At 73.2% G+C, this 15,644-nt stretch carries 15 protein-coding genes; 7 read left to right on the top strand and 8 right to left on the bottom strand.

What is annotated here, in order from left to right:
- The first annotated feature begins 140 nt into the window (after nucleotides 1–140).
- Together ACK8HX_RS04845 and bfr are read left to right on the top strand one after the other, a co-directional pair.
- Nucleotides 141–347: a (2Fe-2S)-binding protein gene (locus ACK8HX_RS04845; RefSeq protein WP_411939536.1), complete on the top strand. Its 207-nt coding sequence runs from the start codon at nucleotides 141–143 to the stop codon at nucleotides 345–347.
- Nucleotides 334–816: a bacterioferritin gene (gene bfr / locus ACK8HX_RS04840; protein ID WP_411939535.1), complete on the top strand. Its 483-nt coding sequence runs from the start codon at nucleotides 334–336 to the stop codon at nucleotides 814–816. The genes ACK8HX_RS04845 and bfr overlap by 14 nt, the downstream gene beginning before the upstream one ends.
- 16 nt (nucleotides 817–832) lie before the next feature.
- Here the strand turns inward: bfr and ACK8HX_RS04835 are convergent, their stop codons facing one another.
- The 5 genes from ACK8HX_RS04835 to ACK8HX_RS04815 all read right to left on the bottom strand — a co-directional run bounded on the left by ACK8HX_RS04835 (nucleotide 833) and on the right by ACK8HX_RS04815 (nucleotide 5,352).
- Nucleotides 833–1,654, bottom strand: a complete 822-nt coding sequence (locus ACK8HX_RS04835) for a 2-oxo acid dehydrogenase subunit E2 (RefSeq protein ID WP_411939534.1) — start codon at nucleotides 1,652–1,654, stop codon at nucleotides 833–835.
- Entirely contained in the window at nucleotides 1,651–2,457 is an 807-nt protein-coding gene (locus ACK8HX_RS04830; RefSeq protein ID WP_411939533.1) for an SDR family NAD(P)-dependent oxidoreductase, read from the bottom strand. Before ACK8HX_RS04830 ends, ACK8HX_RS04835 begins: the two co-directional genes overlap by 4 nt.
- Nucleotides 2,458–2,562: 105 nt before the next feature.
- Nucleotides 2,563–3,201 (bottom strand): hypothetical protein, encoded by a 639-nt coding sequence (locus ACK8HX_RS04825; protein ID WP_411939532.1) that lies wholly within the window; start codon nucleotides 3,199–3,201, stop codon nucleotides 2,563–2,565.
- 101 nt (nucleotides 3,202–3,302) lie between these two features.
- The gene (locus ACK8HX_RS04820; protein ID WP_411939531.1) at nucleotides 3,303–3,923 is read right to left on the bottom strand and encodes a GNAT family N-acetyltransferase; all 621 of its coding nucleotides are present in this window, start codon (nucleotides 3,921–3,923) and stop codon (nucleotides 3,303–3,305) included.
- A 43-nt stretch (nucleotides 3,924–3,966) separates the two neighbouring features.
- Entirely contained in the window at nucleotides 3,967–5,352 is a 1,386-nt protein-coding gene (locus ACK8HX_RS04815) for a dicarboxylate/amino acid:cation symporter (protein WP_411939530.1), read from the bottom strand.
- Nucleotides 5,353–5,562: 210 nt separating this feature from the next.
- Here ACK8HX_RS04815 and ACK8HX_RS04810 point away from each other — a divergent pair, with 210 nt between their 5' ends.
- Nucleotides 5,563–6,483, top strand: a complete 921-nt coding sequence (locus ACK8HX_RS04810) for a thermonuclease family protein (RefSeq protein ID WP_411939529.1) — start codon at nucleotides 5,563–5,565, stop codon at nucleotides 6,481–6,483.
- Between the two features lie 22 nt (nucleotides 6,484–6,505).
- Here ACK8HX_RS04810 and ACK8HX_RS04805 read toward each other — a convergent pair whose 3' ends face one another.
- The 3 genes from ACK8HX_RS04805 to ACK8HX_RS04795 form a co-directional block, all read right to left on the bottom strand.
- Nucleotides 6,506–9,286: a DEAD/DEAH box helicase gene (locus tag ACK8HX_RS04805; protein ID WP_411939528.1), complete on the bottom strand. Its 2,781-nt coding sequence runs from the start codon at nucleotides 9,284–9,286 to the stop codon at nucleotides 6,506–6,508.
- A gap of 33 nt (nucleotides 9,287–9,319) precedes the next feature.
- The gene (locus ACK8HX_RS04800) at nucleotides 9,320–9,745 is read right to left on the bottom strand and encodes a DUF1801 domain-containing protein (RefSeq protein ID WP_411939527.1); all 426 of its coding nucleotides are present in this window, start codon (nucleotides 9,743–9,745) and stop codon (nucleotides 9,320–9,322) included.
- A 229-nt stretch (nucleotides 9,746–9,974) separates the two neighbouring features.
- Nucleotides 9,975–10,847, bottom strand: coding sequence for an aldo/keto reductase (locus ACK8HX_RS04795; RefSeq protein ID WP_411939526.1), 873 nt, complete (start codon nucleotides 10,845–10,847; stop codon nucleotides 9,975–9,977).
- A 253-nt stretch (nucleotides 10,848–11,100) separates the two neighbouring features.
- On the opposite strand from ACK8HX_RS04795, the gene ACK8HX_RS04790 reads away from it, so the two are divergent.
- Genes ACK8HX_RS04790 through ACK8HX_RS04775 form a run of 4 tightly spaced genes read left to right on the top strand, consistent with a single transcriptional unit; the run spans nucleotide 11,101 to nucleotide 15,637 of the window.
- On the top strand, nucleotides 11,101–12,117 hold the full coding sequence (locus ACK8HX_RS04790; RefSeq protein WP_411939525.1) for a BMP family protein: 1,017 nt from the start codon (nucleotides 11,101–11,103) through the stop codon (nucleotides 12,115–12,117).
- Nucleotides 12,118–12,126: 9 nt separating this feature from the next.
- Nucleotides 12,127–13,686: an ABC transporter ATP-binding protein gene (locus tag ACK8HX_RS04785; RefSeq protein WP_411939524.1), complete on the top strand. Its 1,560-nt coding sequence runs from the start codon at nucleotides 12,127–12,129 to the stop codon at nucleotides 13,684–13,686.
- Nucleotides 13,683–14,762, top strand: a complete 1,080-nt coding sequence (locus ACK8HX_RS04780) for an ABC transporter permease (protein WP_411939523.1) — start codon at nucleotides 13,683–13,685, stop codon at nucleotides 14,760–14,762. The genes ACK8HX_RS04785 and ACK8HX_RS04780 overlap by 4 nt, the downstream gene beginning before the upstream one ends.
- A complete protein-coding gene (locus ACK8HX_RS04775; RefSeq protein ID WP_411939522.1) occupies nucleotides 14,759–15,637 on the top strand; it encodes an ABC transporter permease in 879 nt (292 codons plus the stop codon). The genes ACK8HX_RS04780 and ACK8HX_RS04775 overlap by 4 nt, the downstream gene beginning before the upstream one ends.
- Nucleotides 15,638–15,644: the final 7 nt, after the last annotated feature.

Genomic DNA, 15,644 nt, shown 5'->3' with positions numbered 1-15,644 from the left:
GGGAGGGTGCGGACGGTGGGGCGGCCGCGTGCCGTCATCCGGGATTCTCAGGTTCCGCTTGCGCCGTGGGGGCCATCTTGTGGTTAGGTAAGCCTCACCTTCAGTCCGGAGGCCCGCCCGAGCGCCCGAGAGGGGGAGCCGTGATCGTCTGCCAGTGCCACGTCGTCAACGACGCCGCGATCACCGCCGCCGTGGACGCCGGCGCCCGGACCCTCGGGCAGGTGTGCCGGATGACCGGTGCCGGTCGCGACTGCGGCTCGTGCGTCTTCTCCGTCCGTCGGCTGGTGTGCGAGCATGAGGCGCCCCGACCCGCCGAGGACCTGGAGTTGTGCGATGAGGCCAGTTGACCCCCGAGTCGTCGAGCTGCTCAACGACGCACTGACCTTCGAGCTGACGGTCACGAACACCTACTTCCTCCACGCGCGGATGCTCGACAACTGGGGTTTCCCCAGGCTCGGCAAGGTCTTCTACGACCTCTCCATCGACGAGATGAAGGACGCCGACTCCCTCATCAACCGGATCCTGCTGTTCGAGGGCCACCCGAACGTCCAGCGGCTCAACCCCATCCGCATCGGCGAGGACGCCGAGGAGATGCTCCGCCTCGCCCTCGAGAGCGAGGTCGCCGCCGTCGCCCAGTTCAACTCCTCGGCGCAGGAGTGCCACGACCTCGGCGACCACGCGAGCGCGGCGATCTTCGAGGAGATGGCCCGCGACGAGGAGACCCACGCCGACTGGTTCGAGTCGCAGATCGAGGCGATCATGCGCGTCGGCCTGCCGCAGTACCTCTCGCAGCAGATCGAGACCGCCACCCCCTGACGTCGGGCGCCCGGCCTCAGCCGGGCGCGTCCAGCCCACCGGGGTCGGCGAGGTGGGCGAGCACCTCACGCTGCAGCATCCCCGCGTGCGCGCCGTCGACGACCCGGTGGTCTGCGGTGGCCACGAGGACGCAGGTCGGGCGTGCCACGACGGCCCCGTCGACGACCACCGGGCGCTCGCGGACCGCGCCGACGGCGAGGTAGACGGGCACCCGCGCGAACGGCACCGGGGCGAGGTAGGCCTCCTCCAGCCCGAGGCTCCCGACGTTCGAGACGAACGCCGTGCCGAGCGGGCGACCGGGCTGGCCGAGCAGCCCTCGTCCCAGCCCGCCGGTCACGAGGCTCGCGACGTCGACCACCGGCCGCATCGCCCACACCGGCACCGCGCGCAGGATCGAGCTCGAGCGCCTGAACGGGCGGTCCTGCCCGGCCCGGAGGGCCGCTGCGCCCGCGTCGACCGCCCGGGCGACCTCCACCGTGGTGAGCCGGTCGGCGTCCGCCACCCGCACGGGCGCCAGGTCGCGGCCGTCGCCGATGTCCACGGCGAACGAGACGCAGACCTCCTCGATCGGGCGGAGCCGCCCGAGCACGACCCGGGCGCGGGCCTCGGGCACGGCGCGCATCGCCCTCCCGAGGGCGGCCCCGACGAGGTGGGTCAGGGTGACCCGCGTCCCGGTGCGGGAGCGCAGGTCGGCGAGGTGGGCCAGGGCGCAGGAGACGTCAACCTCGGCCCGTGCGTGGATGCGCCCCTCCGTGGGCGCCCGCCAGCTCGCGACGGCGATCTTGCGGCGGACCGTGGGTCGGGCGTCGGCAGGTCGGGGGTCGGTCCGGCCGGTCATCGCGCGGCGCCGACCTGCGCGGCGCGCACACCGGTGAGGGCGGCGCGCACCACCGCCCGCGGTGCCTCGGTGAGCAGCGCGAGCGGAGCCACCCGGCGCGGGAGCGTGAGCCGGTGGCGGTCCTCCTCCACGGCCCGGACCACCGCCGGCGCGACGACGTCGGGGTCGAGGACCGGGAGGGCACCGAGGCGGCGGGCCCGGGTGAAGGACGCGGCCGCGAGCGCCTCGTCCTCGATGCGGTCCATCATCGAGGAGTGCACGGGTCCGAGCTCGACGGTCGTCGTGCGCACGGGGGTCGCGCGCAGCTCGAGGCGCAGCCCCGCCATCGCGGCCGACAGGCCGGCCTTGCTCGCACCGTAGAGGGCCAGACCCGGGAAGGTCGCCACGGCCGCCAGTGAGGAGACGGCCACGACGTGGCCCCGTCGCCGGGCGAGCATCGTCGGGAGCGTGAGCCGCGTCAGCTCGAGCGGTGCGGCCAGGTTGAGGGCCATGGTGGCGCGGACGTCGTCGGGGTGCGCCTCGGCGACGGGGCCCGCGGTCTCGATGGCGGCGTTGTGCAGGAGGACGTCGACGGCGCCGTGGGCGTCCTCGGCGGACCGGAGGACGTCGGGCAGCCGGACGGTGTCGGTGAGGTCGGCCGCCACCACGGCGGCACCGAGCGGGCCAGCGAGCGCCACGAGGGGTGCGCTGGTGCGGGCGACGAGGGTGAGGCGGGCTCCGCGCCGGGCGAGCTCGGCGGCCAGGCGGACGCCGATGGTCCCGGTGGCCCCGGTGAGCAGGACGTGTGCACCGGCCAGCCGCATGGGCCCAGTCTGCGTGACGGCACCGCGGTTGCCCGCATCGGCGCAGCGGCCCGTCGAGGGTTGTCGAACGTCTGCCCGGCGGCGGGCCGACGGGGGCGGTCGGGCTCAGGTGAGGCCGTCGCAGATCCAGGTCTCGATCTGCTCGCCGTCCAGCGACGCGATGGTCCCGTGGGCCGCGGTGACCGTCTCGAAGTCCTCGCCCGGTGCGAACCGGAGCAAGCCCGCTCCCTTGAGGCGCGGCTCGCCGGGCTCGGCCCGACCGAGGTCACTGGCACCGGTGTGCGTGAGCACCCGCTGGGAGATGTCGCCCGGCACGAGGTAGGTGTAGTGGCGGACGAAGTGGCTGCTGATCGTCACGGTCGGCCCCTCGCCGGTCGGGCTGAGCGAGAAGACGTCGCCGGGGGTGGAGATGGTGACGACCGTCCTGGTCGCGAGGCCGTCGGCGGTGTGCCAGCGCGTCATCCGGTCGTGACCCCCACCGCTCACGTACACCTCGAGGCCGTCACAGAACAGCCCGAGGGGCTCGTTGGCGTAGGTGGGCGCGGACTCCCCCTGGCAGGTGATGCCCGTCCCCGTCCGCCAGCAGTCCCACGGGGCGAAGGCCGGGTTGAGCCTCGGGGTCACCGAGGCGGGGTCCACGGGCGTCGGGCCCCCGGCGGTGGCTGTGGACGCCGCGCCGGTCAGGCCGGCGAGGGCGAGGGCAGCCGCGGCGGCGATCGAGGTGGTGCGGTGGGTCGTCGTCATGAGGTCCTCCCGGGTCGGTGCCGGCGGGTGGTGCCGGCGGGTGCTGACGTGGTGTCAGACCGTCCGGGACACCGGTATCGCGCCGGTATCGCCCGCGCGCGTCAGGTCCCGGGGGCCGCCTCGTCGTCGCGCAGGACGCGGCCGTACAGCTGGGCACCGGGCGGCGCGGGCATGAGCGCGAAGCCGAGCCGCTCGTAGAACGCGACGGCGCCGACGTTCGCGGGGTCCACGCCGAGGTGGACCCCGCGGGCCCCGGCGGCCGCCAGCCGCGCGAGGACGTCCTCGAGGAGGCGCCGGCCCCAGCCCTGCCCCTGCAGGCGCGGCAGGAGGTCGACGTGCAGGTGCGCGGGATGGGTCGCGAGGACGTGGGCGGGCGTCCTCGGTGCGTGGTGGAGACGCGCGACGGCCGCCCGGTCGGCAGCGGACGCACCGCTGCCCGCGGGGTACCGCTCGCGCAGGGGCGGCAGCCAGGTCGTCTCGGCCCACTCCTCGAAGGCCGCGGTGTCCGGCGCCGCGACGCAGTACCCGGCGACGCCCTCGGCGTCCTGGACGACGAGCGCCACGGCCTCCGGGTGGACGAGGTAGGGCCCGGCCCAGAGGTGCCCGAGGAGGTCGGGGTCGGCGTGCGCGTCGGTGGCGTCGGTGCCCGCCGCACCGGTGAGGAGGCACACGCGGTAGACGCCGGGCAGGTCGTGGATGCTCGCCTCCCGCATCACCGCCATACCGCTCACGCTAGTGCGCAGTGGACGACCTGGCGGCCCCGTGTCAGGCAGGGACGAGCTCGCGCTCGTCGGCCGGTGCGCTCACCGGGTCGGCGGCGCGGTCGCCGGTGTAGGCGGTCTCGTCGAGGATCCCCTCACGCTTGGCGACGATCGTCGGCACGAGCGCCTGGCCGGCGACGTTCGTCATCGTGCGCATCATGTCGAGGACGGGGTCGATGGCGAGGAGGAGGCCGACGCCCTCGAGGGGCAGCCCGAGCGTCGACAGGGTGAGGGTCAGCATGACGACCGCGCCGGTGAGGCCGGCGGTGGCGGCCGACCCGACGACGGAGACGAACGCGATGAGCAGGTAGTCGGTGACCCCGAGGTCGACGCCGAAGAACTGCGCGACGAAGATCGCGGCGAGGGCCGGGTAGATGGCCGCGCAGCCGTCCATCTTCGTCGTCGCCCCCAGCGGGACCGCGAACGAGGCGTACTCGCGCGGCACCCCGAGGTTGCGGGTCGTCACGTACTGGGTCACCGGCATCGTGCCGACCGAGCTGCGCGAGACGAACGCCAGCTGGAGGGCGGGCCAGGCGCCCGAGAAGAACTTCACGGGGCTGAGGCCGTGGGCCCTGAGCAGGAGCGGGTAGACACCGAACAGCACGATGGCGCAGCCGACGTACACGTCGATGGTGAACACCGCCAGCGGCGCGACGAGGTCCCAGCCGTAGGTCGCGACCGCGTGGCCGATGAGGCCGAGGGTGCCGATCGGCGACAGCCGGATGATCCACCACAGCACCGTCTGGACGACCGACAGGAAGCTCTCGGAGAAGGCGACGAACGGCTCGGCCTTCGCGCCCGTCTTCAGGACCGCGACCCCGATGAGCAGGGCGACGACGACGATCTGCAGGACGTTGAAGCCCAGGCTCACCGAGCCGTCGTCGCCGGTGCTGCCCTCGAGACCGAGGATGTTCGACGGGACGATGCCCTGGAGGAAGTCGAGCCACGACCCGGTCCTCCCGGGTGCCTCAGCGGCGGCGCGGTCGACGCTGGTCCGTATGCCCGGGTCCGTGACGAGGCCGATGACGATGCCGATGCCGACCGCGATCGCGGCGGTGACGGCGAACCACAGGAGGGTCTGGCCGGCGAGCCGGGCGGCGTTCGTGACATCGCGCAGGCGGGCCACGCTGACGACGATCGCGAGGAAGACGAGCGGGACGACGATCGTGCGGAGCAGGCTCACGAACGCGCTGCCGACGATGTCGAGGGTCGCGGCGAGGCCGTCGAGGCCCCAGGTGCGCGCGGCCCACCCGAGGAGGGCGCCGAGCACGAGGCCGGCGAGGATCTGGGCCCAGAACGGGAAACGGGCCCAGAACGGGAAACGGGCCCGGGCGCGCGAGGTCGGGGGCGGGGTGTCCGAGGTGCCGACGGTGGCGGCTGAGGAGGCCACGACTCGGTCCTTTCGATGGGGGAGGCGGACGGGTCGGGCGTCACGCCCGGCCACAGGACGCGGCAACCACGCAGCCACGTCGAGGATTCCCGCCGGGTCTGGGATGCGGGACGGCCGGCCGGAGGCCGGTTCGCGCCAGTCCCCCCGAATGCCCGCGGGGCCGCCCGTCGCCGCCCTACAGTCGTGGCTTCGTCGGGCGAAGGAGTGGTCGTGTCGGGTGGGGTCGTGGGCGGGCGCGGGCTGTCGTCGGGGATGACGGCGCTCGTCGCTGCGGGCCTGGTCATCGGGGGCACCACCTCCGCCGTCGGGGTGGCCCTGACGTCGGCCGTGGTGCTCGGCGCCGGGTCCTCGCACGGGTCCGGTGCCGACGCCGACCTCACCGCGCCGCACGTGGCGCAGCCCCCGCCCTCGACCGTCCCCACGTCCGCGCCCACCGCGTCCCCCGCGCCACCCACCCCCTCGCCGACGCCCACGGCCACGCCCACGCGTACGCCGACGCCCACGCAGCGGGCGACGCCGACGAAGGGCGCGGCCGCGTCCTCCGCGGGGCTCGTCGCCGTCGTGGGGGTCGTCGACGGTGACACGATCAAGGTCCGCCTGGGTGGTGTCACCGAACGGGTCCGGGTCATCGGGATCGACACGCCCGAGCTGGCGTCCGGTGAGTGCTACGCGCAGCAGGCGAGCAGCAGGATGCAGAGCCTCGTGCAGTCGAGGACGGTCCGCCTGGTCCGCGACCCCAGCCAGGGCGACCGCGACCGCTACGACCGCCTGCTGCGCCACGTGCAGCTCACCGACGGCCGCCAGGTCGCGCACGTCCTCATCGCGGGCGGCTTCGGCGAGGAGTACACCCACGACCGGGCCTACGCCGGGCAGGCGGCGTACAGGGCGGCCGAGCGTGCCGCGCGGGAGGCCGGCAAGGGCATCTGGGGCAGCGGGTGCCTGGCGCCGCCGCCCGCGGCTCCCGGCTCGTGCGACATCAAGGGCAACATCTCGAGCAGCGGCGAGAAGATCTACCACGTGCCCGGGCAGCGGTACTACGAGGTCACGAAGATCGACGAGGCCAAGGGCGAGCGCTGGTTCTGCAGCGAGGCCGACGCCGTGGCGGCCGGTTGGCGCAAGGCCAAGGTCTAGCGGCCGAGGAGCCGCCGGCCACTCACGTCGCGGGGCCGAGACCGGTGACGACGAGGACGACCTCGCCGGCCTCGTCGGTGGCGGCCAGGTCGAGCTCCGCGGTGATCCGCCAGTCGCGGTCGCCCTCCGGGTCGTCGATGATCTGCTCGACGAGCCAGCGGTCGTCCTCCTCGGTGACCCGGAACAGCGCCGGCCCGCGGGCCGCGGGGCCGGTTCCGAGGTCGTCGTACTCGGCGAGGTAGGACGAGCGGGCTTCCTCCCACTCCTCCTCGGTGAGGCCACCGTCGAGGGCGGCCAGAGCACCGACCCGGCCGAGGGCGAGGAGCTCGACGCGGCGGAACATGCTCTGGCGCACCATGACCCGTAGGGCGCGCGGGTTCGCCGTGAGGGCACGTCCCTCCGAGGACGGGCGCACGTCGGGGCCCACGACCTCGGTCGGGTTGGCGAGTGCCTCCCACTCGTCGAGGAGGCTGGAGTCGGTGTGCCGCACGACCTCGCCGAGCCACTCGACGACGTCGTCGACCTCCTCGGTGCGCGCCGAGGTGGGGACGGTGGAGCGCAGGGCGCGGTAGGCGTCGGTGAGGTACCGCAGGACGACGCCCTCGGCCCGCGCGAGCTTGTGGTGGGCCACGAACTCCCCGAACGTCATCGCCCGCTCGTACATCTCGCGCACGACCGACTTCGGGGACAGCCCGCTGGGGTCGACCCACGGGTGTGACTGCCGGTAGACGCGCAGCGCACCCTCGAGCTCCTCGGCCAGGGGGCGCGGCCACGACACGTCCTCGAGCGCGTCCATGCGCTCCTCGTAGTCGAGCCCGTCGGCCTTCATCGCCCCGACCGCCTCGCCGCGCGCCTCGAACCGCTGCGCCATGAGGACGGGGCGGGGGTCGTCGAGGGTCGCCTCGATGACACTGACCACGTCGAGGGCGTATCCGGGCGCCTCGGGGTCGAGCAGCTCGAGGGCCGCGAGGGCGAACGCCGACAGGGGCTGGTTGAGGGCGAACCCGTCGTGGAGGTCGAGGGCCACCTGGAACGGACCCTCCGCGTGGCGTCGGCCCTCCGCGCGGAGGAACCGTTCGAGCGCGCCCTGCTCGCGGTCCTCCGAGGGCGCCTGTCCGTCCGTGGTCGCATCCGAGCCGCCCTCCGCCGCAACGGGATCCGCCGAGGCGATGCCTGCCTCGGCAAGCAGCTGTCCGAGGGCACCCAGCCCGGCCGCCGGCGCATCGGCCTCCTCGGTTCCCTCGCCCTTCGCGCCGGGCGCCCCGGCCTCGCCGGCTCCGGAGCCCGTGCCGTCCGTGGGTGCGGGCAGCCACTCCTCCAGGGTCGACCCGTCGTCGGGCTCGACGACCTCGGCCCGCAGCAGCGACCCGAGCACCTGCACCGCCCGCTCGACGAGCGCGTCGCGTCGGGTCTCCTCCTCGTGGTTGTCGAGGAGGAGGGTGTGCAGGGCCGCCTGCTGCCCCTCCCACTGGTCGAGGACGTTGAGCACCATCGCGTGGTTGACGACCATCCGGCTCTGCAGCGGCTCCGGCGGTGCCGCGACCAGCCGCTCGTAGGTGGCCTCGGTGTACGACAGGACACCCTCGGGAGGCTTGCGGCGCACCACCTTTCGCCGCTTCTTGGGGTCGTCCCCGGCCTTGGCGAGGGCCTTCTCGTTCTCGATGACGTGCTCCGGCGCCTGGACGACCACGTAGCCGACGGTGTCGAAGCCGGCCCGGCCGGCGCGACCGGAGATCTGGTGGAACTCCCGGGCCCGCAGGACGCGCTGACGCCTCCCGTCGTACTTGGTGAGCGAGGTGAGGAGGACGGTGCGGATCGGCACGTTGATGCCGACCCCGAGGGTGTCCGTGCCGCAGATGACGGCGAGCAGCCCGGCCTGGGCGAGCGTCTCGACGAGTCGCCGGTACTTCGGCAGCATCCCGGCGTGGTGGACACCGATGCCGTGGAGCACGAGCCGGCGCAGGGTGGCGCCGAACCCCTTGCCGAACCGGAACCCCCCGACGGCCTCCTTGAGGGCGGCCTTCCGGTCGGACGAGACGACCTCGACGGACATCAGCGACTGGGCCTGCTCCACGGCCGCGGCCTGGGTGAACGAGACGACGTAGACGGGTGCCCTGCCGTCACGCAGGAGCAGCTCGAGGGTGTCGTGCACCGGGGTGAGGACCCACGAGAACTCCAGCGGCACAGGCCGTTCCGCGCCGGTGACCGCCACGGTCTCGCGGCCGGAACGGCGGGTCAGGTCCTCCCCGAAGACCGTCGTGTCGCCGAGAGTGGCCGACATGAGGAGGAACTGCGTCTCCGGGAGCAGGAGCAGCGGGACCTGCCAGGCCCAGCCCCGGTCGGGCTCGGTGTAGAAGTGGAACTCGTCCATGACGACGAGCCCGACGTCGGCGAGCTCGCGGTCGCGCAGGGCGTGGTTGGCGAGGACCTCGGCGGTCGCGCAGATGATCGGCGCCTCCGCGTTGACGGCCGCGTCGCCCGTGAGCATGCCGACGTTGCCGGCTCCGAAGATCTCGACGAGGGCGAAGAACTTCTCGCTGACGAGCGCCTTGATGGGCGCGGTGTACCAGGAGCGGCGGCCCTCGGCCATCGCCTGCGCGTGCGCGGCGACGGCGACGAGCGACTTGCCCGAGCCGGTGGGGGTGGCGAGGACGACGTGCGCCCCGCCGGCGAGGGCGAGGACGGCCTCCTCCTGCGCGGGGTACAGCGAGAAGCCGCGCTCGCCGGCCCAGTCGAGGAAGACGTCGAAGGCGCCGTCCGCGTCGGCGGCGTCGGCGCCGGTGAGGCGGTCGGTGAGCGTCATCGCCCCCGATCCTCCCCCATGCCCGACCCCGGCTCAGCAGGGCTTGTCGTGGTTCTCCTCCCACGACCGCCGGACGATCTCGGTGAGGACACCGCGGTCGAGGTCGTCGAGACGCTTGACGTAGACGCAGCTCTTGCCCGTCGTGTGGGGCCCGAGGCGCGCGAGCAGGTCGGTGTTCGTGCCGTAGTAGGTCAGCCCGTAGAGGGTCAGGGCGCCCTTGCGCGGGGAGAACCCGATGGCGAAGGTCTCACGCTCCTTGCCGTCGGCGGTCCGGTACGGCTGGCGCCCGAACCCGACCATCGACGGACCCCACATCCGCGGCTCGTGGCCGGAGACCCGCCGCATCAGCTCGAGGACCTCCTCGGCATCGGCGCGACGTCGGTCGTCCGGAACCTGGGCGACGAAGGCGTCGACGTCGCCGTCGTGGGGCTGGGTCCTGCGGTCGGGCTCGCTCGGCATCGGGCCCTCCTCGTCATTCGGCCGGTTCGGGTCTCGGTGGTGTGGCCGCCGTGCTCGATGAACCGGTCGGGTCGCAGTGCCCGGCGCCGGGGATGTCACGGGGCGTGCTCACCCGCCCACTGTGGCAGCGGTCCACGACAACCGACAGGGCAGCAGAACCTTCGGTGGGGCGCCCCGACGTTCGGGGTGCCCCACCGAAGGTTCCGGCATCAGGCGGGAAGGTCGGGACTCAGGGGGTGGGGAGGGAGGCCTCAAGGGTGGCCAGGTCGTCGGCGGTCAGCTCGAGGGCGGCGGCGCGCACCGAGTCCTCGATGGATGCCGGCCGGGACGCCCCGGGGATCGGGATGACGACCGGGGCCAGCGAGAGCTCCCAGGCGAGGGCCACCTGCTGGGGCGACACCCCGTGGCGCGAGGCGACCTCACCGAAGGCGGCGTGGGTCGACCCGAGGTCGGCGGCGCCCCGGATGCCACCGAGCGGGCTCCAGGGGAGGAAGGCGATGCCCAGCGAGGCGCAGTGGTCCAGCTCGACGCGGCTGGACACGAAGGCCGGCGAGAACTGGTTCTGCACCGACACCAGCCGCCCGCCGAGGACCTGGTAGGCCTCGTCGATCTGGGTGACCGAGGCGTTCGAGATGCCGGCCCGCGCGATGACCCCCTCGTCGAGGAGCTCGGCGAGGGCGCCGACCGACTCGGCGTACGGCACGGCCGGGTCGGGCCGGTGGAACTGGTAGAGCCCGATGGCCTCGACCCCGAGCCGATGGGCCGACGCCTTCGCCGCCTGCTTGAGGTAGGCGGGGTCCCCGTTGCGGGTCCACGACCCGTCGCCGGGGCGCAGGTGGCCGCCCTTCGTCGCGACCACGACGGCCGAGGCGTCGCCGGGCCACGAGCGGAGGGCGCCGGCGATGAGCTCCTCGTTGTGGCCGACCTCGCCGGCGTCGCGGTGGTACGCGTCGGCGGTGTCGATGAGGGTCACGCCGGCGTCGAGGGCGGCGTGGATCGTCGACACCGACCGCGACTCCTCGGGCCGGCCCTCGATCGACATCGGCATCCCACCGAGGCCGATCGCACCGACCCGGAGGTCTCCGAGGGGGCGCTGCTGCATGTCGTCTCCTGTCGTCGTACGTGAGGTGTCGACCGCTCCTGCGGACACCGCTGACGAACAGCACGACCCCACGCCTGCTTCCCGATACACCGAATTCCCCGGGCCCGCAGGGCAAAGTCTGCCGACGTCACCAAGGACATCTGGCGGATGCCGACAATGAGCGAACCCACGCCACTTCCCACACTCGACTGTCAACGGACACCACCCAGCCGGTCCCCCGCCCCGGCGGTCCGACGCCTCGAGGAGCGAGCCCATGACCCGTCCCACCACCCGTCTCGTGGCGGCGCTCGCCGCCGCCCCGCTCCTCCTCCTGGGGGCCTGCGGCTCCGAGGACGGCGGCACCGCCGGCGCCGGGGGCGACGACGGCAAGGTCAAGATCTCCGCGATCTTCTCCGGCCCCACCAACGACGCCGACTACAACGCGCTCGGCCTGCAGGCGCTCAAGGCCGCAGAGCAGGGCGGCGCCGAGATCTCCTTCACCGAGAAGGTCGCCGTCCCCGACATCGAGGCCCGCCTCAACGAGGCCGTCGGCGACGGCGCCGACGTCGTGTGGACCCACGGTTCGCAGTTCTACGAGGCGACGGCCAAGGTCGCCGAGGCCAACCCCGACGTCGCCTTCATCGGTGAGTTCGACGGCACGCCGAAGGACCAGCCGGCCAACGTGTGGACCATCGACCGCCAGTTCCACATCGGCTTCTACGGCATGGGCGTGTTCGCCTCGAAGCTCAGCAAGACCGGCACCGTCGGCTACGTCGGCGGCCTGGGCCTGCCGTTCTCGATGGCCGAGGTCCACGCGATGGAGCAGGCCGTGAAGGACACCGGCGCCGCGACGACCATCAAGCCCGTCTGGACCGGCGACTTCAACGACGCCGCCAAGGCACAGCAGTTCGCCACCCAGCTGATCGGCAGCGGTGCCGACGTCATCGTCGGCTCGCTCAACCAGGGCTCCACCGGCACCTTCCAGGCGTTCGAGGGCAAGCCCGAGGGCAGCGGCTGGGTCACCGCCAAGTACACCGACAAGTCCTCGGCCGCCGGCCCGCACTACGCGGGCAGTCTCGAGTACGACTTCACCAAGCCCCTGGCCGACGTCCTCGCCAAGATCAAGGCGGGCACGACGACCGGCCGGTTCGCGCTCGGCTTCGACACCGGTGTCCGCATCCAGGTGTCCGACGCCGTCCCCGCCGACGTCAAGGCCGCGGTCGACGAGGCCGTCGCCAAGGTCAAGAGCGGCGAGGTCGAGGTCAAGCTCGACACGAGCAAGATCGGCTGACCTGCGGCGATGAGCGACACGACGGCCCCCGCGGCCGCCCCCCTCCTGCGGATGTCCGGCATCCGCAAGACGTTCGGGCCGGTCGTGGCCCTGGACGGCGTCGACTTCACGGTCGCGCCGCGCCAGGTCCACGGCCTGCTCGGCGGCAACGGGGCCGGCAAGACGACCTTGATGAACGTCCTCTACGGGCTCTACGCGCCGGACGCGGGGACGGTCGAGATCGAGGGCCGCCCGGTCACCATCGCCTCCCCGCGCGACGCCATCGCGGCCGGTGTCGGGATGGTCCACCAGACCTTCCTCCAGGTCGACGTCTTCACCGTCGCCGAGAACGTCGTCCTCGGCACCTCGACCACGGGCGTCGACGTCGTCGGGCGGCTGCGCGAGCTGTCCGAGCGGTTCGGCCTCGCCGTCGACCCCACCGCGCGGGTCGCCGACCTGCCCGTCGGCGTCCGCCAGCGGGTCGAGATCCTCAAGGCGCTCTACCGCGGCGCGAAGGTCCTCGTCCTCGACGAGCCGACGACGAACCTCACCCCCCAGGAGGTCGACGCCCTCTTCGGGTCGATGCGCGCCATCGTCGACGAGGGGATGTCGGTCGTCCTCATCACCCACAAGATCCGGGAGACGATGGCCGTCTGCGACGCGATGACGATCATGCGCGACGGCCGGTGGGTCGCCACCGTCGACGCCGGCGAGACGAGCGCCGACGACCTCGCCGCCCGCATGGTCGGCAGCACCGCATCCCCGGAGGACGCCGCGGTCAAGGTCGCGCTCGGCGAGGCCGAGGTCGGCGAGGCCACCCTGGAGGTCCCCGAGGTCGAGGGGCAGGAGCGGCTCGTCGTCAGCGGCCTCACCGTGGCCGGCGCGAGCACCGGCGCGCCCGCCCTCGTCGACGACGTCTCGCTCACCCTGCGCCGCGGGGAGATCCTCGGCATCGCCGGGGTCGCCGGAAACGGCCAGGTCGAGCTGGCCGAGGCCCTCACCGGATGTCGCTCCGCCGCAGGCTCGTTCGTCCTCGACGGCACCGACCTCGCCGGGCGCCCGACCTCCGAGTGGCTCGACGCCGGGGTCGTGTACGTCCCCGAGGACCGCCAGCGCGACGGCATCCTCCCCGGGGCGGGCATCACCGAGAACCTCGTCCTCGGCTCGCACCGCCGCCGAGCGCGCCGGAGCCTCATCCCCTGGGGCGACGCCCGGGCCGAGGCCGTCACGGCCATCGAGGAGTTCAGCGTCAAGACGCCGAGCGCCTCGACCCCCTGCGGCCAGCTGTCCGGTGGGAACATCCAGCGCGTCATCCTCGCCCGGGCCTTCGCACACCGGCCCAAGGTGCTGCTCCTGCACAACCCCACCCGCGGCCTCGACATCGCCTCCACCCGGTTCGTCTACGACCGCGTGCGGAAGGCGGCCGCCGAGGGCTGCGTCGTCATCGTCATCTCCGAGGACCTCGACGAGGTCATCGCCCTCGCCGACCGCGTCAAGGTCGTCTACTCGGGCCGCCTCGTCGGCGACGTCGCCCGGGGCGCGACCGACCCGTACGAGCTCGGCCGCCTCATGACAGGAGTCGGTGCATGAGCACCACGGTCCTCGCCCGGCCGACCGCGACCGACCGGGCCCGGTCGGCCGTCGTCGCCGCGGTGCCCTACGTCCTCGCGGTCCTCGCCGCGTTCGTCGTGGTCGCGGTCGTCATCGTGCTGCTCGGCCACGACCCGCTCAGCGCCTTCCGCGCCGTCCTCACGAACTCGTTCCGCAACCCGACGGGCATGGTCCAGACCCTCCAGAAGTGGGTGCCGCTGACCCTGCTCGCCCTGGCCTTCGCGATCCCGCTGGCCGCTGGCCGGTTCAACATCGGCGGCGAGGGCCAGATGATCCTCGGCGCGACCGGGTCGGTCGCCGTGGGCATCACGCTCTCGGACCTGCCGATGGTCGTGCTCCTCCCGCTCTCGGTGCTCGCGGGTGTCCTCGCCGGGGCCCTGTGGGCCGCGATCTCCGCCTGGCTCATGGAACGGTTCCACGTCAACGAGATCCTCTCGACGGTCCTGCTCAACTTCGTCTCCTTCGAGATCCTCGACTTCTTCGCGGCCGTGGTCTGGTCCGACCCGGGCGCGGGCGGCGCGGTGACCCTGCCGATCGGCGAGGGCGCCGAGCTGCCGACCATCGGGCGCCCCCCGATGCACCTGGGCGTCCTCCTCGTCGTGCTCCTCGCGGCCGGCGCTGCCGTGCTCGCCCGGCGCAGCGTGGCCGGGTTCGAGCTGACCGCGGTCGGGCTCAACGAGCGGGCCGCGAGGCTGCACGGCATCCGCACCGGTCGCGTCGCCGTGATGTCGATGGTCGTGGCGGGCGCGATCGGCGGCCTCGCCGGCGCCATCGAGGTCGCCGGCGTGCACCAGCGCATGCTCGAGGGGATCCAGAGCAACTTCCTGCTCCTCGGCATCATCATCGGGCTGATCGCCCGCGGCTCGCTCACGGCCGTCCCGTTCGTGGCCTTCGGCATCGCCGTGCTCGAGGTCGGCGCCGGCTCGATGCAGCGGGTCTCGGGTGCGCCGGTCGAGGTCGTCCTCATCCTCGAGGGCCTGATCCTGCTGTTCATCCTCATGTCCGACGTCGTCATGACACGACTGCGGCAGTCCCGAGCGAAGGCCGTGTCATGACCGAGTTCATCGCCCTGACGATCACCGCGATGGTGCCGTTCCTCTTCGTCGCGCAGGGGACGATGCTCAGCGGCCGGGCGGGAATCTTCAACGTCTCGCAGGAGGGGCTGATGCTCCTCGGTGCTGCCGTGGGCTACCTCGTCTCCCTGGCGGTCGGGTCGAACGCGGTGGGCCTCGTCGTCGCCGGCCTCGCCGGCGCGGTGTTCGGCGCGGTCCTCGCGTGGGCGACGACGCACCTGCGGATGGACCAGTTCGTCGTCGGCCTCGCCCTGTTCTTCCTCGCGGGTGGCACCGCGAGCCTGCTCTACCGCGTCGTCATCGGCGACGACGAGCCCCCGCGCATCAAGCCGCTGCCCGACGTCCTCCTCGGGCAGGACCTCCTCGTCTACCTCGCCATCGCGCTGTCGGCGGGCCTGTGGTGGTGGCTGTACCGCACCGACGCCGGGATGCGGCTGCGGTCGGTCGGCGAGAACCCCAAGGCCGCCGACAGCCTCGGCATCGACGTCACCCGCACCCGGATGCTCGCGGGCACGGTCGGCGCCGCGCTCATGGCGATCGGCGGCGCGTACCTGCCGATGGTGTTCTCGGGCGTCTACGCCGACGGCATCGTCGCCGGCCGCGGCTGGCTCGCCATCGCCCTCGCGTTCTTCGGTGGCTGGCGCCCGCAGCTGATCCTGCTCGGGTCGTTCTTCTTCGCCGCGATGGACGTCCTCGCCCAGCGGGCCCAGGTGCTCGGCATCGGGGTGCCCCACCAGTTCGTGTCGATGCTGCCCTACCTCGCGACGCTGCTCGTCATGATCGTCGCGTTCCGGTGGGCGCTCGTGCCCCAGTTCCTCGGTCGCAACTACGACCGCGAGTCCCGGATCGTCGGCTAGGGCCGCG

Source organism: Oryzobacter faecalis, from assembly GCF_046764005.1.
Classification (GTDB): domain Bacteria; phylum Actinomycetota; class Actinomycetes; order Actinomycetales; family Dermatophilaceae; genus Oryzobacter; species Oryzobacter faecalis.
This window is presented reverse-complemented; position numbering and strand designations above follow the sequence as displayed.